This is a genomic window from Halopenitus salinus (assembly GCF_055397165.1).
Genome location: NZ_AP043853.1, coordinates 2111584 through 2131528 on the forward strand (window position 1 = coordinate 2111584; position 19945 = coordinate 2131528).

The window sequence follows — 19945 nt, forward strand, 5'->3', positions numbered from 1 at the left end:
GGCGAGTCGAGTTCTCGGTGATATGGGACAAACCATCGCTGAGAAGATCCTCGATGATCACCTCGTCGACGGGGAGTTGACCCCCGGCGAGGAGATCGGCATCGAGATCGACCAGGTTCTCACACAGGACACGACGGGGACGATGGTCTGGCTCCAGTTCGAGGCGCTGGAGATGGAGGAGGTCCAGACCGAACTCGCCGCCCAGTACTGCGACCACCAGACCTACCAGTTCGACTTCAAGAACACCGACGACCACCGGTTCCTCCGCTCGGCGGCGGGGACCTACGGCGCCTACTTCTCGCGACCCGGAAACGGCATCTGCCACCAGGTCCACAAGGAGAACTTCGCGGCGCCCGGCAAGACGCTGCTCGGCTCCGACTCGCACACGCCGACCCCCGGCGGGCTCGGCCAGCTGGCGATCGGCGCCGGCGGGCTCGACATCGCGGTTGCCATGGGCGGCGGCGCCTACTACGTCGAGATGCCCGAGGTCGTCAACGTCCACCTCGAGGGCGAGCTGCCCGAGTGGGCGACGGCGAAGGACATCGCGCTCCACCTGCTCGGCGAGCTGACCGTCAAGGGCGGCGTCGGCAAGATCTTCGAGTACACCGGTCCGGGCGTCGAGTCGCTCACGATCCCCGAGCGGACGACGATCACCAACCTCGGCACGGAGCTCGGCGCCACCTCCTCCATCTTCCCGACCGACGAGAAGACGGAGGACTGGCTGGCCCGCCAGGGCCGCGAGGACGAGTACGTCGACCTCCAGCCCGACGCGGACGCGGAGTACGCAGAGGAGATCACCGTCGATCTGAACGAGCTGGAGCCGCTCATCGCGTGTCCGTCGATGCCCGACAAGGTCGTGCCCGTCCGCGAGGTCGCCGGCACGGAGGTCGAGCAGGTCATCATCGGCTCGTGTACCAACGGCGCCTACGAGGACATCCTGCCCGGCGCGAAGATGCTGGAGGACCGCGAGGTCGCCAAACACACGGAGATGATCGTCGCGCCCGGATCGAAGCAGGCCTCCGAGATGCTCGCCCGCGAGGGCTGGACGGCCGAGCTGATGGCCGCCGGCGTCAACTTCTCCGAGTCGACCTGTGGCGCCTGCATCGGCATCGGTCACGTGCCCGCCTCCGATTCCGTGAGCCTGCGTACGTTCAACCGCAACTTCGAGGGACGCTCGGGCATCGAGGACGACTCCGTCTACCTCTGTTCGCCCGAGGTGGCGACCGCCGCGGCCATCGCCGGCGAGATCGTCGACCCGCGGGACCTCGCCGACGAGCTCGGCGACATGGAGGCACCCGGCCTCGAGATGGGCGACAGCTACTCCGAGGGAATGGGCAGGGACGACCCGGACATCATCAACCCCGAGGAGGCCATCGACGACGAGCTCATCAAGGGCCCGAACATCGGCGACGTCCCGATCCGGGAGGGTATCGACTCCGACATCAGCGGCGAGGCGCTGCTCAAGATGGAGGACAACATCACGACCGACCACATCATCCCGGCGACGGCGGACATCCTGAAGTACCGCTCGAACATCGAGAAGCTCTCGGAGTTCACCCTCTCGCGGGTCGACGACACGTTCGCGACCCGCGCGAAGGAGGCCGGCGAGGGCGTCCTCGTGGCCGGCGAGAACTACGGACAGGGCTCCTCGCGCGAACACGCCGCGCTGTGTCCGATGTACCTCGGCATCGAGGCGGTCTTCGCACAGAGCTTCGCGCGCATCCACAAGGCGAACCTGTTCAACTTCGGGATCGTCCCGCTGGAGATCGACGCGGAGACCTACGAGAAGATCGACCAGGGCGACGACGTCGAGATCCTCGACGACGTCGACGCGGCGGTCCGTGAGGGCCAGGAGACGTTCACCGCCCGCGTGAACGACGACTGGGAGTTCACCGCCGAGCTGGACGCCTCCGACCGCGAGCTCGAGATCCTCGCGGCCGGCGGCAAGCTCTCGTGGACGAAAAAGCAGCATCAGTCCGGCAGCGGCGCGGCCCCCGCCGACGACTGATCGGGGACTGCCGCGAGCGATCGGAGACCCTAACGACTGATCGGAGGCCGCCGCCGCCAAGCAGAAACGGCCGCCGGCGGTCACAGCGTCGAGGCGACCGAACGATGCGGATATCTCTCTTTTCGCTTTCGACGGAGCCGAAGCGTCACTTCACGAGTTCGATCTCGTCGTCGCCGTGGGGGACGACACAGATGAACGCGGCGCGTTCTGGTCCGTCGTTGTGGTAGGCGTGTTCCGTGCCGGCGGGGATGAAAAGCGAGTCGCCGTGTGAGAGGGTCCGGTCCTCATCGCCGAGGGTGACCGTGTACTCGCCGGCGAGGACGTACTGGACGTGTTCGACCGCGTTCGTGTGTCTCGGCACCGTCGCGTCGGGCTCGAGAATGAACCGACGCATCGCGAAGTTGGGCGCGCCGTCCGTCTCGTCGATCAACACGCCGCGACCCATGCCGTCGGCCGCCTCGACGACCTCGTAGTCGATCTCGTCGTCGCGGTTGATCGTGGGGCCGTCGCTCATCGCGATCGGGCTCCCGTCCGCGGCGGTTTCTCGTGATCGACCTCGAGGGCGCAGTACTGTGCGGCGATCGGGTCCGGAGCGATCGTCTTCCCCGTGGTGGCGTTCGTCGAGGGTGACGCCGTGATAGCGTTGCTGTTCATGTGGGTACACGCGTACCCACACGTCGAAGGGTGATAACACGACCGACGACGGTCGCGGCGACCCCGCCGCGGCGGTCGCGGGCTCAAACGATCGCTCCGGACTGCATCACGGTGATGAGCACCGTGAGCACCGGAACGCTGGCCAGCGTGGTCACGAAGATGGTCGTGGTGAGGTGTTCGGAGGCCGCCCGCCCGTCACGGCCGGGGTCGTCGCTGTAGGTGATGACCAGCGCGAGCGGGACCACCGCGACCGGGGTCGCCGACAGGACGACGAACGTTCGAGCGATCGTGGGATCGTCGAACGCCAACGCCAGCGCGACGGCGAGAGCCACCGCCGGGGCCACGAACAGCCGAAGGACGGACGGGGAGATGGCGCCGGAAAAGGACGTGTGTTCCATCTCGGCCAGTCGAATGCCGACGACGACGAGCATGAGGGGGATCGACGCCTCGCCGATCATCTGGACGGTCTGCATCGCCACGCCCGTCTCCGACGGAACGACGTCCGCCACCCTCGCGATCAGGGCGAGGAGGATCGCGTATATGAGCGGGAGCCGGAAGACGGAGCCGACCGCGCCCCACCCGGTCTCGCCTCCGCCCCGCGAGGCGACGTAGACGCCGACCGTGTACATCAGAAACGACTGGAGCGTCATCCACAGGATGGCCGTCGTCCGGCCGGCCTCGCCGAACGCGAAGGCGGCCAGCGGAACGCCGTAAAACCCCGCGTTCGGAAACATCGCGGCGAGCACGTCGGCGCTTCGAAACGGCTCTGCGATCTCCGCGGTGCGGCCGACGACCTCGGCGACCGTCCACATCGCGGCGACGAACGCGACGACGCCCATCACCACCTTGAGGAGAACGGCCCCGCCGAGCGACGTCGTGGCGAGATTGTGGAAGACGAGCGCCGGCAGGAAGGCGTAGAGCGCGACGTCGTTGAGTGGCTTGAGAGCGATATCGAGCGTCTCGGAGAGCAGGTAACCAAGCCCCATGATCGCGAGTATGGGGAGAATGGCGGAGGTGAACGCGGAGACGATCGACATCCGTACGCGGCGTGTGCCGGTTCGGATAAAAAGTGATCGGAAACGGGCCCTGCGTGCCTCCACGCTTTTACGTGATGGCGTCGAAGGAACGGACATGCGAGGCATCCAGATCGGGAGCGCGTTCGGAATACCGATCCGACTCAATTGGACGTTCCTTCTCGTTCTCCCGCTTTTCGCCTTCCTGATCGGACGTGACGTGTCGGTGATCGCCGGGATGATCGGCGGGACGCTGCCCGCCGAGATCGACGTGGCGCTGCTCGAGGAGGGCTATCTCCCGTGGATACTCGGGTTCGCCTCCGTCGTCGGCCTGTTCGTCGGCGTCCTGCTTCACGAGCTCGGCCACTCGATCGTCGCGATGCGGTACGGCTACGAGATCGACTCGATCACGCTGTGGCTGCTCGGCGGGCTCGCCAACTTCGCGGACATCCCGGACGACTGGAGACACGAGTTCTGGATCGCGATCGCGGGCCCGATCGTCTCCATTGGCGTCGGCGTCGTCTGTTACGTCGCGATCGTGGCGACGAGCGGACTGCCACAGGACGCGTTGGGGATCGCCGGCGGCGTCTCCGCCGTCCGGTTCGTCGTCGGTTACCTCGCCGTGTTGAACGTCGTGCTCGCCGTGTTCAACATGCTTCCGGCGTTTCCGATGGACGGCGGACGGGTGCTTCGAGCGCTGCTGGCCCGGAACATGCCACACGCCGTCGCCACCCAGCGTGCCGCCTCGATCGGGAAGGTGTTCGCGTTCATGCTCGCGGTCGTGGGGCTGTTCTCGAACTGGTTCCTCATCTTCCTCGCGCTGTTCATCTACATCGCCGCCTCCGGGGAGGCCCAACAGACCACGCTCGCGGCCGCGTTCGAGGACGTCACGGTCGCCGACGTGATGACTCCCCGTTCGGAGCTCGACGTCGTCGCCGAGGAGACGACGGTCGCGGAGCTGATGGACCGGATGTTCCGCGAACGCCACACGGGCTATCCCGTGATGCGGGGCGACTCGCTCGTGGGCATGGTGACGCTCTCCGACGCCCGCGAGGTCAAGGAGGTCGAACGAGACGCGTATCGCGTCGAGGACGTGATGGAAACCGACGTCGTGACGGTGACGCCGGAGACGGACGCGATGGAGGCAATACAGACGATGCAGCGAAACGACGTCGGTCGACTTCCCGTGATGGACGAATCCGGCGAGCTCGTCGGACTCATCTCCCGGACGGATCTGATGACGGCGTTCAACGTCATCCAGTCGAGCGGCCCGCCGGACGCGATCGTCCAACGATCGTTGGGAGGCGGCCCCTCGACGAACTCGATCCCGTGATCGCCTGCCCCTTCGACTGCTTGCGTGGTCGCTCGCGCGGTCGGCCGCTCACTCGACCGGTACGTGTCGATTACGAAGCGACCCGCCACAGTTCGGACAGATGGAGGGCTGCTCCTCGGAGGGAATCACCTCGCCGCACTCGAAACACTCGTAGGTTCGATCCTGGTCGTCGTGGTGTTCGACGTCGATCATGGGTAGGTGTCCGCCACCCCTTGCCGTGGTGGTGACGATCTGGGGAATCATACAAGGTGTATAAGGAAATATGGGTTGGTTCGTATTTCAACCCCAGATCGACTAGGGGGTTTGATGCTAAACCCCCTCCCCCCTCTCATCCTCCTCCCATTCTCCTCCCACCCTCTTCTCCCACCCTCCTCCCATTCTCCTCCCACCCTCTTCTCCCACCCTCCTCACCACATCTCTCCGTCGATAACCGGCCCCCGGCGCGCCGACGATTTCCTCACGGCTGCGAGGTCGAGACCGGATCGAACCCGTCGAAGAGCAGCCCGAGCAGCGTTCGATCGACCGTGCGAACGTGGCGGTAGAAGGCGGTCGGGGAGATGTCGAGCATCTCGGCGACGTCCTCGCCGGTGTTCTCACGCGGCGACTCGAAGAACCCGCTGTAGTAGGCCGTCCGCACCACCTCGAGTTGGCGATCCGTCAGCCGATCGAAGGCTCGCGACCGGAGGTGGCCCGGCGACCGGTCGATCGTCCGTTTCGACCGGAGTTCGCCCTCGCCGAACAGCTCCGTGATGAGGTCGGTGGCGTGTCTGAGGTCCCCGTTCTCCGCGATCTCGACCACGATCGCGGTCGAATCGGGCGTGGCTGAGGCCTCACGAAGCACGGCACCGTGGTCTGCAAGCTCCAGCGCGGGGAACGACCCGGACAGTCGAAGCCGTAGCACGCCGCCGTCGTCGTCCTCGCTCACTCGATCGACCGATTCCACGCCGAGGACGCCCGCCGCGGCGGTCTCGACCCGGTCCACGGGCGCATCCTCGATCTCGACGAAGACGTCGCTTCCCGCCGCGGTCTGTCGAACGCCGCCGCGGTAGGCGATCGTACAGGACGCCGCCTCCGCGAGCCGGGAGCACACGAACGTCGCGTCCGGGATCTCGAACTCGAGACGGACCGCGGAGGAGGTCACGAGCGCGTTTCGTCGCTCGATCGCGCTCGTCGCCGAGGCGATCGTTCCGGCGAGCTCCGCGAGCACCTCGCGGGTGGTCTCATCGAAAGCGTCGCGGGCGTCGGCGTAGACGGTCAACACGCCGTAGGAGACGTCGTTGTAGTCGAGGGGAACGCTCACCACGGACCGGAAGTCACACGCGAGCGCGTCCGTCCGCCACCGCTCCTCGCGAAGCCGGTCGGCGACGTTCGCCACCGCCGTCGTCTCCCGCGTCGAGGCGGTACGGCCCGCCGGTTCGGTCCCTTCGAGCCCGACGTCGATCGTCTGATCGTCGAGGTACCCGCGCTCCTCGCCCGCCCACGCGCGAGAGACCACCGTTTCCGTGGACGGATCGATCTCCCCGATCCAGGCGAACCGGAACCGGTCCTCGGCGGTGAGAAGCTCACAGACCGCGTGGTCGATCTCCTCGCGGGTTTCCGCCTCGACGAGCGCCCGATCGATGGCGCGGATCGTCTCGTTGATCCGGTTCACCGCCCGGAGGTCCTCGTTTCGACGCTTGAGTGAACGGTCCTGCTCGCGCAGACGACGCTCGCGGCTCACGCGGTCGAGGGCAGCCTCCGCGGTCGCGGCGAGCAGGTCGGCGATCTCGCGGCGGATCTCGTCGAACGCCCCGACGTTCGACGATCCGACGACGAACACGCCGTGCTCGCCGAGCGGGATGTACCCGGCGCTCGCGAGCTCCGTCGTCGGATCCCCGCCGACGTCGATGTCGCGGTCGTCCTCGAGAAACCGGGATTCGTCCTCGAGGAAGCTCCGGGTGACCGGTCCGTCGGCGTCAAGCGGGATCTCCGGAAGCGACCCGACGGCTCGTTCCATGCCCGCGGAGACCGCGGTCGGCCGAAGCCGGTTTCCGTCGGGGCCGAACAGGAAGACGGCGCTGGCGTCGAGGTCGAGGGAGCCGGGAACGTCCTCGACGACGCGGGCCGCGATCTCCGGATGCGTCTCCGCATACAGAAACTCGCGAGCCGTGTTCTGGAGGGTCGCAAGCGCCTCCTCGCGGCGTTTTCGTTCGGTCACGTCCCGACAGCTGTACAGGAGTGTTCCGCCCTGGATCGACACCTCCCGGACGTTGACGAGCAGGACGTGCTCGCGTCCGGCCCTGTCGGTGGCGGTACACTCGATGTTCTTCAACACGCCCCGCTCGGCCAGCTCCTCGCGGTCGAAGAGGTCCTCGCCGAGGAGCTCGTCGATCGTTCCGAGCTCGCGTATCTCCGCGGCCGAGTAGCCGAAGACGAAGTGAACGTTCGGGCAGACGTAGGTGTACTCGCCGTCCTCGTCGGTGATGAGGACGGTGTCGGTCATGTTGTTGAGCGTGACTCGGTGGAGCCGTTCGGACCGGCGCAGATCGCGTTCGAGCTCGACGCGCTCGGTGACGTCGACGCCCTCGACCAGGACGGACGCGATCGTTCCTCGACTCGTCTCTATCGGGCGCGCGGAGAGTTCCATGACGTGAGCGTCCCCGTCGTCGCGTCCCGGCACGTCCGTGAGGACTGCCGTGGAGAAGTCACCGCCGCGAGCACGCTCGAGAACACGTTCGACGTCGGACTGGAGCTGCCCGTCGCGCGACCACGGGAGCAGGGAGGGGAACGACCGACCGGGAGAGACGTCTCCCGCGTCGGGGGCTGCGAGCTCGCGCGCGGTTCGGTTCGCACGACGGAGCGTACCGTCAGGATCGAGAACCCACGTCGCGGTCCGTTCGTCCTCGACGATCGCGTCGAACCCCTCGGCCCGTTCGCGGCGGTCCTGCTCGAGGCGCGCCGACTCGAGGCCGGCCTCGATCCGGCCGAGCAGCTCGCCGAACGCGTCCTCGTTCGGGATCGAGAGCGGAACGTACTCCGAGACGCCCGCCTCGACGGCCTCGCTCGCGAGCGCCTCGGAGCCATCCGTGGGGGCGAAGACGACGGGAAGGGCGGGGTCGTCCTCGCGGATCGACCGGAGGAGTTCGATCCCGGTCGCATCCGAGAGGCGATCAGCCGCGAGCACGCAGTCGATCGACCCCGCGCGGGACGCCGAACGGGCCTCGGCGAGCGAGGAGGCGATCCGCGTCCGTGCGCCGATCCCTTCCTCGGCCGCCTCCGCGAACGGGCCGAGCCACTCCGCGGTTCCGGCGAGGAGGAGCCGCGGGGCGTCCGGCGAATCGAATGAGCGATCCATCATCGGGGATCGATCCCCGAGACGGTTCAAGACTCCGGACGGGAACTACTCGTCCGTTTCCGTCTCGTCGGCGTCCGGCGCGTTCCGTTTGACGCCGTCGACGGCGTCGACCGCGGCCGACCGCGAGGTGTACCCCTCTCCCGAGTCGGCGAGAACGTTCCCGTTTCGGTGCCGGAGGCGCCAGCGCCACTCGTCGGCCGCGTCCTCGTAGATCTCGAAGGCCGCGTCCCCGACGTCGAGTACGTCGGCGTCGGGGGCGTACTCCTTGGCGCGCTCGACGGCGTCCTCGACGCCCGACCGCGAGGCGTATCCCTCCCCCGAGTCGGCGATGATGTTGCCGTTCCGGTGCCGGAGGCGCCAGCGCCACTCGTCGGCCGCGTCCTCGTAGACCTCGAAGGTCGCGCTCATGGTGCACCCGGGAAGTCGGCGTCGAGGGGGATAACTGTTCTCGCCGTTCGAGGCGGTCGAGGACCGAGGGGGGTCACTCCTCGATCACCTCGGTTTCCGCGTCGGCGACGTTCGACCGAACGCTCTCTACGCCCTGGCGCGCCTTCGCCCGGGAGGCGTATCCCTGCCCCGAGTCGGCCAGGATGGACCCGTTCTCGTGGAGCAGTCGCCAGCGGTATTTCCCCGAAGAATCACGATACAGCTCGAAGGCCGCGGGGTCGATACGCAGGTAGTCGGCGCCGGCGACGTGCGAGCGAACCCGGTTCATCGATCGCATCGCGTTCGAACGGGAGGCGTACCCCTCGCCCGAGTCCGCGATGACGTTGCCGTTGTCGTGGCGAAGCCGCCAGCGCCACTCGTCGGCCGAATCCGCATAGAGCTCGAAGCTCGCCCGACTCTCGGCCGGCTCGTCGGGGACGGCGAGCTCCGGCTCGTCGGCGTCGGCCGGCTCCGGTTCGTCGCCGGCCATCTCCTCCGGATCGATCCGCAACACTCCGGCCCCGAGCGCGTTCCGCATGACGCTGTGCATGCCCTGTTGGGACTTCTGTCGGGAGGCGTATCCCTGTCCGGAGTCGGCGATGACGTTGCCGTTCCGGTGGCGGAGCCGCCAGCGGTGCTTTCCGCCGGCGTCCTCGTACAGCTCGAACCGGGCCCGGCTCGTCCGAAGCGTTTCCAGCTGTGCCGTCGTCGCAGCGTTCTCCTCCTCGAGCTCGCGAACGCGCGTTTGGGTCTCCTCGAGTTCCGTCTCCGTCTCGTCCAGCTCGGCGGACGTCTCGGCGGCGGACTCCTGAAGCGCCGCGTGTGCCACGTCTACCGGATCGGTGACGAGCGGGACGACCGCCCCGGCCAGTCCGATGAGCACGACGCCGAGCGCGTACAGTCCCATCACGTCGACGCGACCGACGCCCGGCTGCCACCCGCCGGGATAGACGGCGATGAACCACGCCACCGCGATGACACACAACGCGACGCCGACGGACGCGAGCGTCGTCGCGGTCCGTCGAAGCGGAAACCGAACGATCGAGCCGAGCATGACCAGCGGCGCGCCGATCCCGCTGAGGACGACGCCGTACTGGCGGTACGTGTAGTTCACGGCCGCCGAGTCGACCGCGTTGCTGTACGCGTAGACGACGACCCCCAACAGCGTGAGGATCACGCCGAGGGCGAAGAGCCAGTACCCGCGCACCTCGTCGTCGGTCCGCGGCGTTCCGATCCGCGTTCGATAGAGTTCGGAGAGCGTCCCCGACGGTTTCGAGTCAGACATGTGCTATTAATTGTCTCGAAACGGGATAACCCTACTGGCAGGTGTAGGGATACGAGAGTCAAACGGTGAATGATCGATCCATCGATCAGTCGACGAATACGACGATCGATCAGTCCGGCGGCCACCCGACCGATCCGACGGTAGATAGGTCGATCCGAGAGGCGATAGGTCGCGCCGACGATCAGCCGGTCAGCCCGGCGGCCTCACGGAGGCGGACCTCGCGAACGCGACCGTACTCCGCGCGTCGATGGCAGCCGACACAGAGCGAGACAACGTTGCCGAGGTGGTGTGCGTCCGCGATCGCGTGGCGAGGCGAGCCCGCGAACAGTCGCACCGGGATCAGGTGATGGACGTCGGGGTTACGTCCGATCTCCGCCCGGGTCGCCCCACAGAGCACGCAGGCGTGTCCGTCCCGCTCGAGCGCGCGACGCCGAACCGCGGCCCACCCGGGTCCGTAGCTGTGGTCCGAACCGCCGGTCCAGTTCGGGTGTCCCTCCCCCGCGAACCGCTCGGAGAGCCAGTTCGATCGGCACTCGATCGAACAGAAGTTCCGCCCGTCCGTCACCGCCGAAGGGTACCGCTCGATGGCGGTCCCGCAATGATGACAATCGATCTCGCGCTTCCCGCCCTTCCACCGCGGATTCAGCTCTCCCTCTACGTCCGGAAGGTCACGCCATTGGCGCGTCTCGACGCAGCGTGAACAGAACCGGCCGGGCTTTTCGGATGGGTAATACTCGAAGGCGGACTCACACAGTTCACAGATCGACTCATCCCGGGCTCCCCGATAGTTTCCGTTCTTCTCGCCAGCGTACGGGCTCGCGGCCCGCAAACACTCCTCGGAACAATATTTCCGTTCGTGAGGAGAGTGGAATCGTTCCCCGCAGTTCCCACACGTTCGGTTCGGTAATCGTTCATCGTGTGCATGCGAGTGGTGAACGCCGAGGCCGCGTGTACTCTCGAACGATCGATCACACGTCGGGCAGTCGTGAGCCATACGATCGGTATCTACCCATCCGATATTAATCTCGACCAGACGGTGAAAGTGAACCGTTTCGGAAGAACCACAACACGATCGGGGGTGAATCGATATGGTATTAGATTAATTACAGGTCCGGGCGCGAGAATTGAACCCGCCTCACAGGCACCACAAGCCTGTAGGATGCCACTACCCCAGCCCGGACACGCATCCTCATCTATCGGGTTGGAGGTGATATACGTTACGACTCCGCGTCCCCATGCGCTTTCCCCGCACACGGGGAACACCACCGGGCTTTTACTCGATCGGCGCCTATCGCCTCCACGCGTGGCCATCACCGACAAGATCTACCTGAAGAACCACCGGCAGATCGCCTCCCAGCTGGAGGCGAACGTCCCGCGTGGAGCCTTCTCCGGGGCGACCCTCGATCTCGTCTTCACCGGCGACGGGATCGCCGAGCTCGACTCCGCGACCCGCGATCGAGTGCTCGATTTCGCCGAGGACTTCCTCGATTGCGACTGCGATCAAAACCCCTACTGCGGCTGTCCCGAACGGAAGTTCACGCGGTACCTGCTGGAGCTTCGCGCGGAGGGCCTCGGACCGGACCGGATCGTCGACGTGATGACCGACGACTACATGGTCTACGCCTACACCGGCGACGTCCGGTCGTTCCTCGACGACTCGATCCGAACGATGGAGGCGGTCGAGACGCTCGCGGACGTCGAGGGCGACGCGGGGACGGCAGAGCGGGCTCGACAGGCGAAGCGCGACCTTTCCGGGTAGCGTCCGAGGCGGCCCGGACAACGACACGTATGGGACGAGGACACGTATCGGGCGACGATGACGCCGTGGTTCGATGCGCTTAAACGCGGGCCGATCCAACTAGTTCGGGATGAGTGACCCGGCCCTCGACGTGGTCGAATTCGTCCTGACGACACATCTGTACACGGAAGACCGGGACCTCGAGGAGAACGATCTGCCGCCACGGTTCCGCGAGGTCTTCTGGAGCGATCGCCCGGGCGAGGACGGCCCGGGCGGCGTCGATCGCCCGATCAAGGCGACCGACGAGAACGTGCGAACGGCGACGGGCGTCGATCGCCCCTGGGAGGCGGTTTCGGATCTGCTCTTCACCCAGCGAACGGACTTCTCCGGGGAGATCTCGCTCACCCAGCCCGGAATGGCGATCGAGTGGGTCCACGAGCGGGCCGACGCCGATCGGGTCGAGACGAACCCGACCCTGGCCGCGGCCATCGAGGACCGCGAGGACCTCGAGACGACGGTGACCCACGAGGAGGCACGCGAGAACACGCGACCGATACACGCCGACCGCGTCTGGATCGACGCGCTGCTGGCGGAGTACTTCGACGAGGACGAGGACGCGGAGATGCTCGATCTCGTCAACGTTCGGGCGCCCGAGGAGATCGAGACGACCCTCGAGGACCTCGTGTTGACCGCCGACCAGGAGGGGGAGGTCACGAAGATCGTCAAGGCGATCGAACACCGCGAGTACCTCGCCAGCATCGGCCTCCGGGAGATCGGCAAGCTCCTGTTCGTCGGTCCGCCGGGGACAGGCAAGACGACCATCTCCCGAGCCCTCGCACACGAGCTGGGACTGCCGTTCGTCGAGGTGAAGCTGTCGATGATCACGAGCCAGTACCTCGGCGAGACGGCGAAGAACGTCGAGAAGACCTTCGAGGTGGCAAAGCGGCTCTCGCCGTGTATCCTCTTCATCGACGAGTTCGACTCGGTCGCCAAGACGCGCCGGTCCGACGAACACGCCGCGTTAAAGCGGGCGGTGAACACCCTGCTCAAGTCGATCGACGACATCTCGCTCATCCGCGACGAGGTGCTCCTCATCGGCGCGACCAACCATCCGGATCAGCTCGACGCCGCCGCCTGGCGGCGGTTCGACGAGATCATCAACTTCCCGAAGCCCGACCGGGAGATGCGCGCCGACATCCTCCGGATCGTCACCCGCGAGATGGACATCGCCGACTTCGATCCCGAGGAGGTCGCAGAGCGGACGTCGGGACTCACCGGCTCCGACCTCCGGATGGTCCTTCGTGAGGCGGTCCTGCAGGCGCTCACCGAGGAGCGGACGACGCTGACACAGGACGACGTGATGCAGGCCGTCGCCGACTTCGAGGAGCGGGACAACCTGAAGAACATGGACATGATCGACGGGAAGGGCGCGGCGGTCGCCGGCGACGGTGGAGAGACGGCGGGAGGCGACCACGGCGGCGATCCCGACCACGACGACGCTCACGATCACGACGACGCTCACGATCACGGCAGCGATCACGCTCACGACCACTGAAGGGCCGATCGATCCTCACTCGGTGAGGGTTCGTTCGCCGGCGCGGATCTCCGTCTCGAGCCAGTTCTCCTCGGGCGCGAGCGGACACGAGAAGGTCTCGCTGTAGGCACAAAACGGGTTGTACGCGAGATTGAAGTCGATGACGACCCGGTCGCCGTCGGTCGGCTCCGTCTCGGGCTCGAGTTCGATGTACCGCCCGTGGCGGTAGGTCTCCTGGCCCGTCGTCTTGTCCCGGAACGGGACGAAAAGCACGGCATCCTCCTCGGTCTCTTGACGGTACGCGGACAGCGTGTGCGTCTCGCCGTCCAGCTCGAACTCGAAGCTCATGACGCGGAGATAGCGGACGTTCGGTCCGGCGGTCGTCTCCATTTCCACCGGTTCGGGATCGTCGTGGACACGGACCGTTGCCTCGACGCGATGGTCCGGATCCGGATCGAAGTATCGGAGCCCGTCGAACGATTCGCGGTCCTCCGGGGGGATCGGCGACTGTGGGTGTTCGGCGAAGAACTCGTCCTTTTCGGCTCGACTCTCCTCGAGGCGACTCGTGTAACCGTCGCTCATGGATCGCGTTAGCGTCTCGAAGCGCTTGAGGGGCCGGATCGACGTGGTCGAACATCGGAACGACCCGCTCGAAGACCGATCGCCGAAGACTTACCTCCCCCGCGGTCGATCCCTCCGGCATGCAGGCCCGCGATCTGATGGTCGAGGACGTCCAGACCGTCTCGCCCGACGACGACGTCTCAGACGTGCTCAAGCGGTTCGCTCGCGTCGAGTTCTCTGGATTCCCCGTCGTCGGCGATGACGACGTCGTCCTGGGCATCGTCACCGAGTCCGATCTCGTCGACCTGTTCGAACCGGAGGACGAGACGCTCTGGATACCGATCGGTCTGCCCCCGTTCGTGGACACGCTGACCTATCAGATCGACGTTCCCTGGAGCGAGATCGAGACGGGAATCGACTTCGTCCGGGAGTCCGGACGCCCCGTCTCGGAGGTGATGACGACGGCGGTCGTCACGGTGACCCCGGAGACCGACGTCGAAGTCGTCCTCGATCACCTCTCGGGCGACCCGGACGTCAACCGGATCCCGGTCGTCGACGAGGAGGGCCGGATCGTGGGGATCATCGCACGCCAGGACGTCATCCGCGCGTTCAGAGACGATCGGCTGGCGTGATCGCCGTCCGAGTCGGCCGTCTCACCGTCGGTCGAGGCCGGTCGAGATCGAGGCCGGTCAAAACGACCGCCGTTTGCGGCCAGTAGCACGGCGTCGCCGTGCGCTCACTCGTACAGCGGGTACTGTCCACACAGCTCGTCGACGCGCTCGCCGACCTCGTAGATGACGTCCTCGGAGTCGTGGTCGTCGACGACGCGGTAGATGAGGTCTGCGACCTCGCGCATCTCCTCGGTGCCGAACCCGCGGGTCGTGAGGGCGGCCGTCCCGGCGCGGATCCCGGAGGGGTTGAACGCCGAGCGGGTCTCGCCGGGCACGGTGTTCGCGTTGAGCACGATGTTCGCCGCCGCGAGCGCGTCCTCGGCATCGCCGCCGGTCAGGTCGGGGTGTGACTCCCGCAGGTCGACGAGCACGAGGTGGGTGTCGGTTCCGTCAGAGACGAGCGAGAGACCGTGCTCGGCCAGTCGCTCGCCGAGCGCCTCCGCGTTCTCGACGACCTGCTCCGCGTACTCGGTGAACTCCGGCTCGAGGGCCTCCCCGAAGCCGACCGCCTTGCCGGCGACGTTGTGCATGAGCGGGCCGCCTTGACCGCCCGGGAAGACCGCCTTGTCGATGGCATCGGCGTACTCCTCGTCACACATGACGATCCCGCCGCGACCGGCCCGGATCGTCTTGTGGGTCGAGCCGGTGACGAAGTCGGCGACGCCGACCGGCGAGGAGTGGACGCCTGCCGCCACGAGTCCCGTGATGTGGGCGATGTCGGCGAGGTGGTAGGCGTCGACCTCGTCGGCCGCCTCCTGGATCCGCTCCCACTCGACCTCCCGCGGGTACGCGGAGTACCCCGAGACGATGACGTCGGGATCGAACGACTCCGCCAGATCGCGGAGCGCGTCGTAGTCGATGTACCCCGTCTCGGGATCGATCTCGTACTGTTCGACGTCGTAGAGCTGTCCCACGAAGTTCGCGGGGTGGCCGTGTGAGAGGTGGCCGCCGTGGGTGAGATCCAACGAGAGGATCCGGTCGCCGGGATCCAACATGGCGAAGTAGACGGCCTGGTTCGCCTGCGTCCCCGAGTGCGGCTGTACGTTGACGTGGTCGGCCCCCCACAGCTCCTTCGCCCGATCGATGGCGAGCTGCTCGACGTCGTCGGCGTACTCACAGCCGGCGTAATACCGCGATTCCGGATAGCCTTCCGCGTACTTGTTCGTCAACACGCTCCCTTGCGCCTCGAGGACCGCCTCGCTCGCGTGGTTCTCGCTCGCGATCATCGCGAGGGTTCGTTCCTGTCTCTCGAGTTCGCCCGCGAGCGCGTCAGCGACCGCCGGATCGACCTCCCTAACCTGGTCGTACTCCATATTGAATTCCGCGTGAGACGCGACAATAAGCCTGTCCGTCCGGTCCGGGACCGTGAATCGCCTCCGTGTCCGGTCTCCTCCGCCGACGTCGCTCCTCGCTCTCTCGGCTCCGGAGGTGTCTCGTGTGCATCGCCGTCCTCGGGCCTCGATATCGGTTTTTTCACCGAATCTTCGGATGATATACGTCTCTCGGGCATAAGATTAAGTAACAACGAGGCGGACATACTACGACACCGATGGCCTCGAGCCTACTCGAACCGGATCTCGAGGGGATCCTCTCTACGGCGTTTCCCACGACGACGGAGGTGCTCGTTGTCGATCCCTCCGTGGACACGATCGCTTCGATCGCCGACGTCGACCCCGACCGGGAGTCGATTCCCCGACTGTTGCTCCTCGCGGACGAGGACGCACTCAAGGACGCGCTTTCGACGTTCCCGATCGCCTCGACGATCGCGGAGTTCGTGGATCGGGAGGCCCTCTCGTTGCGAACGCTCGAGTCGCCCGCTGAGAACGCCCTCTTCGTCTCCGACGACCGGGTACTCGCCGTCGTCGATGTCGCCGACCGCACGGCTGCGCTCTCGAGCGACGACGGGGAGTTCGTCGACGCGGTCGCCTCGAGCTACCGAAAGCGGTTCGAGGAGGCGACGGCGTATCGGCTCCGGACTCCCGCGATCGGCCAGGTCCGTGAGACGATGGCCGACGCGCTCGGCGAGGACGTTCGAGACGACTTCGATGCGATCCTCGACGCCGTCGCCGGCGGCGACGGGGACGCGGACGTTCTCGACGCCGTGACGATCGCGCTGCTCGTGGCCGCGCGAAACGAGGTGCTGCTCTATGACCTCTCGAAGTGGGGCGAGGACGTCGGGATCGCCTCCAAGGCCACCTTCTCGCGGACGAAGACCGACCTCGAGGACGACGGCGTGATCGACACGGAGAAGGTCCCCATCGACGTCGGCCGTCCGCGTCTGCGGCTCAAGCTCGGCGACGATCGACTGGCCGACCTCCCGGCGGACCGATTCGCCGCCGCGGCGTCGGACGTCCTCGGGTGAGATCGACGTCGTTTCGAACGCATGGAGTTCCCCGAACGCATGGCCCCTTTCGAGCGCATGGACCCTTCCGAACGCCTTTCCCTTCGCCCGCCGTGGCACGGATATGGATATCGGTCTCGTCGGCGACGGTCCCGCGATAGAGGCGGTTGAGGCCGCGCTCTCGGACGTCGGCGTCAACGTCTTCCCCGTCGATCCGGATCCGGCCGTGCTCGAGTCGTTGTCGGTGGCGGTCGTCGCCGGAACGACCGGCGACCCGGCCTTCCGGACGGTCGACGACGCGCTCGACCGCTGGATCGCGATCGAGGTCGGCGGAATCGGCGGCTTCCCGATCGACCCGCTCGATGCGGCCGTCACCGTCTTCGATGAGACGTGTTACGACTGCCTCCACGCCCGCGTCGAGGCTGGAGACGTCGAGCCGGCGGACCGGCCGACCGGCGTTCGATCCGCCGTGCGGTACGCGGGCGCGGTGGCCGGCCGGCGGACGATCGACCTCCTCTCCGGCGGCCGTCCGGTCGCGGACACCGTCGTCGAGGTTCCCGGCGACGAGCGGATCCTGCTTCCGGTTCCCGGCTGTTCGTGCACTGACGGCGACCGAACGCGGTCGATCCCCCGCGATCACGAGGACGTTCCCCTCGACGACGCGCTCGACCGCGCCCAGCGCGCCGTCGACGACCGGATCGGTCCGGTCGCGGAGGTCGGCGAGCGCGAGTCGTTCCCGGTCCCCTACTACATCTCCCGGATCGCGGATACGACCCCGTTCAGCGACGTCCGCGCCGCCGAGTTCGCCGCCGGCGTCGACGTCGACTGGGACGCCGCGTTCATGCGCGCCCTCGGCGAGGGGCTCGAGCGCTACGCCGCGGGGGTCTACCGCGACGAGGACTTCGAGCACGCTCGCCCGGACGACCTCGAGTCCCCGATCCCCCCGGATCGATTTTTGACCCCCGAGCCGGTCGCTCCCGACGACGTGGGCTCCATCCCGTGGGTGGCCGGCGAGCGCCTCGACACGGGCGATCCGGTCTCGCTGCCCGCGGAGTTCGTCCACTTTCCGCCCCCCTCGAGCCGGTTTCGTCCGTCGATCACGACCGGACTGGGGCTCGGAAACTCCGGCATCGAGGCCACGCTCTCCGGGCTCTACGAGACGATCGAGCGCGACGCGACGATGATCGCGTGGTACTCCACGATCGAGCCGGTCGAGCTGTCGCTCGACGACGGGAGCCCCTCCGGCGACCACGGAACCCTCTCCGATCTCGAATCGCGAGCGCGTGCGGAGGACCTCTCCGTCACGACGCTTCTCGCCACCGTCGACGTGGACGTCCCGGTCGTCGCGGCCGCCGTCCATCGGGAGGACGAGTGGCCCCGGTTCGCGGCCGGCTCCGCGGCGAACCTCGATCCCGCGGCAGGCGCCCGCTCGGCCGTCGGGGAGGCGTTGCAAAACTGGATGGAGCTTCGGTCGATGGGCCCGGAGGCGGCCGCGGAGGAGGGCGCCGCGATCGGCCACCACGCCGACTTCCCCGCGGTCACACGCGAGTTCTTCTCTCCCGACGTCGCGGTCGACGCCGAGGGGCTCGGCGAACCGGATCTCGAAGGCACCGCCGAACTCGATGCCGTACTCGATCGGCTCTCCGAGAGCGGGTTGACGGCTTACGCCTCCCGAACGACGACGCGCGACGTTGCCCACCTCGGCTTCGAGGCTGCTCGCGTGCTCGTTCCCGAGGCACAGCCGCTTTTCACCGGCGACCCGTTCTTCGGCGATCGCGTCCGCTCCGTCCCGGAGTCGATGGGGTTCGAGCCGGACCTCGACCGCGAGTACCACCCGTTCCCCTGACCGGCCTCTTCCGATTCGACCGGCCTCTCCACGGTTCGATCGGTCTCCTCCTCAGCGCTCCGTGCCCGAGGACCGTTCATCGGTCGGATTCGTCTCGGCCCCCTCGGCCGATTCTCGAGTCGGCTCGCCGCTCGACGTCGACTCGTCGTTCGCGTCCTTGCCGGAGTCGTTCACGCCCATGCTTGGGTCGTTTGTGTTCCCGCGGGAGTCGTTCGGGTCCTCGGGGGCGGGCTCCGCGGACGTCCCCGTCTCCGCGTTCGCCTTCGGTCCGAGCGGCTCGCCGACGCGGGCGACGCCGCTCGTCTCGTCGAAGACGAGGTGGCGGTGCGGGTAGGCGATCTCCACGTCGGCGTCCGCGATCAGCTCGCGGATCCGGACGTTCACCTGGGATTCGAGCTTCGGGATCTTGTACGGCTTCTTCGCCCAGTAGCGCAGCCGAAGCAGGATTCCGTCGTCGGCGAACTCCGCGATCCGGCAGTCGGGTCCCGCCGCGTAGCGTGCCGCGCCGATTCGAATGTCCGGCCCGCCGTTGATCACGCCCTCGCAGTCGCGGGCGGCCCGCTCCATGATCCGCCGCGCCGCGTCGACGTCGCACTCGTAGGTGACGAGGAGGTCGAGCGAGAGCCGGGTCCGCTCGTCCTCGGCCGAGTAGTTGATCACGTCGCGATCGCGCATGTTCGCGTTCGGGATCACGAGAAACGTGTTGTCGACGGTGAACACCTTCGTATATCGGATCGTGATGTCGTCGACGAACCCCCTCGTGCCGTCGTCGAGCTCGACCATGTCGCCGATCTCGAAGGGCTGGTCGGCGAGCACGAACAGGCCGTTCACGACGCTCCCGATGAGCGGCGCGAGGACGACGCCGACCACGGCCGAAAAGACGGTGACGGAGAGGACCAGATCGGGGAGGCCCAGCCCGGCGACCCAGCCGGCCAACAGCAGCGCCGTGACCATCGTCGAGACCCGGACGCCACGGAGGACGGTCTGTGCGACGCTCTGGCGGTGGAACCGCCGCGCGATGGGACGCCCGAGAAGCCGCACCAGCAGCTTCGAGAACCAGAACCCGGCGACCGCCACGAGCACCGCGAGGAGTGCGTCGACGCCCGGGACGTCCGCCCACGCCGGCAGCGAGTCGGTGATCGATGACGCGAGCGCCACCGCCGTGTTGCCCATGGCCTATGGGTGACCCCCACCGGAAAAA

General features: G+C 67.1%; 16 protein-coding genes, 1 tRNA gene and 1 pseudogene. 7 read left to right on the forward strand and 11 right to left on the reverse strand.

Translation table 11 applies throughout. The features are described 5' to 3' along the window. The first annotated feature begins 22 nt into the window (after positions 1 to 22). Positions 23 to 2008: an aconitate hydratase gene (locus ACZ5YD_RS12420; RefSeq protein ID WP_379744139.1), complete on the forward strand. Its 1986-nt coding sequence runs from the start codon at positions 23 to 25 to the stop codon at positions 2006 to 2008. 145 nt (positions 2009 to 2153) lie between these two features. Here the strand turns inward: ACZ5YD_RS12420 and ACZ5YD_RS12425 are convergent, their stop codons facing one another. From ACZ5YD_RS12425 to ACZ5YD_RS12435, 3 genes are all read right to left on the reverse strand, one after another. After that, complete coding sequence (locus ACZ5YD_RS12425) at positions 2154 to 2522, reverse strand: cupin domain-containing protein (protein ID WP_379744137.1); 369 nt, start codon at positions 2520 to 2522, stop codon at positions 2154 to 2156. Beyond that, on the reverse strand, positions 2519 to 2662 hold the full coding sequence (locus tag ACZ5YD_RS12430) for a hypothetical protein (RefSeq protein ID WP_379744135.1): 144 nt from the start codon (positions 2660 to 2662) through the stop codon (positions 2519 to 2521). The genes ACZ5YD_RS12425 and ACZ5YD_RS12430 overlap by 4 nt, the downstream gene beginning before the upstream one ends. An 83-nt stretch (positions 2663 to 2745) precedes the next feature. Beyond that, a complete protein-coding gene (locus ACZ5YD_RS12435) occupies positions 2746 to 3699 on the reverse strand; it encodes an AEC family transporter (RefSeq protein WP_379744133.1) in 954 nt (317 codons plus the stop codon). 94 nt (positions 3700 to 3793) lie between these two features. Between ACZ5YD_RS12435 and ACZ5YD_RS12440 the strand changes: the two genes are divergently transcribed. After that, entirely contained in the window at positions 3794 to 5008 is a 1215-nt protein-coding gene (locus tag ACZ5YD_RS12440; RefSeq protein ID WP_379744131.1) for a CBS domain-containing protein, read from the forward strand. A gap of 48 nt (positions 5009 to 5056) precedes the next feature. Here the strand turns inward: ACZ5YD_RS12440 and ACZ5YD_RS12445 are convergent, their stop codons facing one another. The 5 genes and pseudogenes from ACZ5YD_RS12445 to ACZ5YD_RS12465 form a co-directional block, all read right to left on the reverse strand. Then, complete coding sequence (locus tag ACZ5YD_RS12445; protein WP_379744129.1) at positions 5057 to 5251, reverse strand: rubrerythrin-like domain-containing protein; 195 nt, start codon at positions 5249 to 5251, stop codon at positions 5057 to 5059. Positions 5252 to 5465: 214 nt separating this feature from the next. After that, the gene (locus ACZ5YD_RS12450; protein ID WP_379744127.1) at positions 5466 to 8342 is read right to left on the reverse strand and encodes a bacterio-opsin activator domain-containing protein; all 2877 of its coding nucleotides are present in this window, start codon (positions 8340 to 8342) and stop codon (positions 5466 to 5468) included. Positions 8343 to 8387: 45 nt separating this feature from the next. After that, positions 8388 to 10053 (reverse strand): annotated as a pseudogene (locus tag ACZ5YD_RS12455) (YegP family protein). Between the two features lie 181 nt (positions 10054 to 10234). Next, on the reverse strand, positions 10235 to 10618 hold the full coding sequence (locus ACZ5YD_RS12460; RefSeq protein WP_379744125.1) for an HNH endonuclease: 384 nt from the start codon (positions 10616 to 10618) through the stop codon (positions 10235 to 10237). A 544-nt stretch (positions 10619 to 11162) separates the two neighbouring features. Beyond that, a tRNA-His gene (locus tag ACZ5YD_RS12465) sits at positions 11163 to 11233 on the reverse strand. Positions 11234 to 11356: 123 nt separating this feature from the next. Between ACZ5YD_RS12465 and ACZ5YD_RS12470 the strand changes: the two genes are divergently transcribed. Together ACZ5YD_RS12470 and ACZ5YD_RS12475 are read left to right on the forward strand one after the other, a co-directional pair. Further along, the gene (locus tag ACZ5YD_RS12470; protein WP_379744123.1) at positions 11357 to 11812 is read left to right on the forward strand and encodes a DUF5814 domain-containing protein; all 456 of its coding nucleotides are present in this window, start codon (positions 11357 to 11359) and stop codon (positions 11810 to 11812) included. A gap of 109 nt (positions 11813 to 11921) precedes the next feature. After that, a complete protein-coding gene (locus ACZ5YD_RS12475) occupies positions 11922 to 13346 on the forward strand; it encodes an ATP-binding protein (protein ID WP_379744121.1) in 1425 nt (474 codons plus the stop codon). 15 nt (positions 13347 to 13361) lie between these two features. Here ACZ5YD_RS12475 and ACZ5YD_RS12480 read toward each other — a convergent pair whose 3' ends face one another. Continuing rightward, positions 13362 to 13907, reverse strand: coding sequence for a DUF1684 domain-containing protein (locus tag ACZ5YD_RS12480; RefSeq protein WP_379744119.1), 546 nt, complete (start codon positions 13905 to 13907; stop codon positions 13362 to 13364). Positions 13908 to 14026: 119 nt separating this feature from the next. Here ACZ5YD_RS12480 and ACZ5YD_RS12485 point away from each other — a divergent pair, with 119 nt between their 5' ends. Next, positions 14027 to 14518, forward strand: coding sequence for a CBS domain-containing protein (locus ACZ5YD_RS12485; RefSeq protein WP_379744117.1), 492 nt, complete (start codon positions 14027 to 14029; stop codon positions 14516 to 14518). Positions 14519 to 14622: 104 nt separating this feature from the next. Here ACZ5YD_RS12485 and glyA read toward each other — a convergent pair whose 3' ends face one another. Further along, positions 14623 to 15870, reverse strand: a complete 1248-nt coding sequence (gene glyA, locus ACZ5YD_RS12490; RefSeq protein WP_379744115.1) for a serine hydroxymethyltransferase — start codon at positions 15868 to 15870, stop codon at positions 14623 to 14625. 236 nt (positions 15871 to 16106) lie between these two features. Between glyA and tbsP the strand changes: the two genes are divergently transcribed. Both tbsP and ACZ5YD_RS12500 read left to right on the forward strand, forming a co-directional pair. After that, positions 16107 to 16919 (forward strand): transcriptional regulator TbsP, encoded by an 813-nt coding sequence (tbsP, locus tag ACZ5YD_RS12495; protein WP_379744113.1) that lies wholly within the window; start codon positions 16107 to 16109, stop codon positions 16917 to 16919. Between the two features lie 103 nt (positions 16920 to 17022). Then, a complete protein-coding gene (locus ACZ5YD_RS12500; protein ID WP_379744111.1) occupies positions 17023 to 18744 on the forward strand; it encodes a YcaO-like family protein in 1722 nt (573 codons plus the stop codon). 51 nt (positions 18745 to 18795) lie between these two features. Here ACZ5YD_RS12500 and ACZ5YD_RS12505 read toward each other — a convergent pair whose 3' ends face one another. After that, positions 18796 to 19917 carry a mechanosensitive ion channel family protein gene (locus tag ACZ5YD_RS12505; protein WP_379744109.1) on the reverse strand — a complete coding sequence of 374 codons (1122 nt, stop codon included), beginning with the start codon at positions 19915 to 19917 and terminating at the stop codon, positions 18796 to 18798. Between the last annotated feature and the right edge of the window lie 28 nt (positions 19918 to 19945).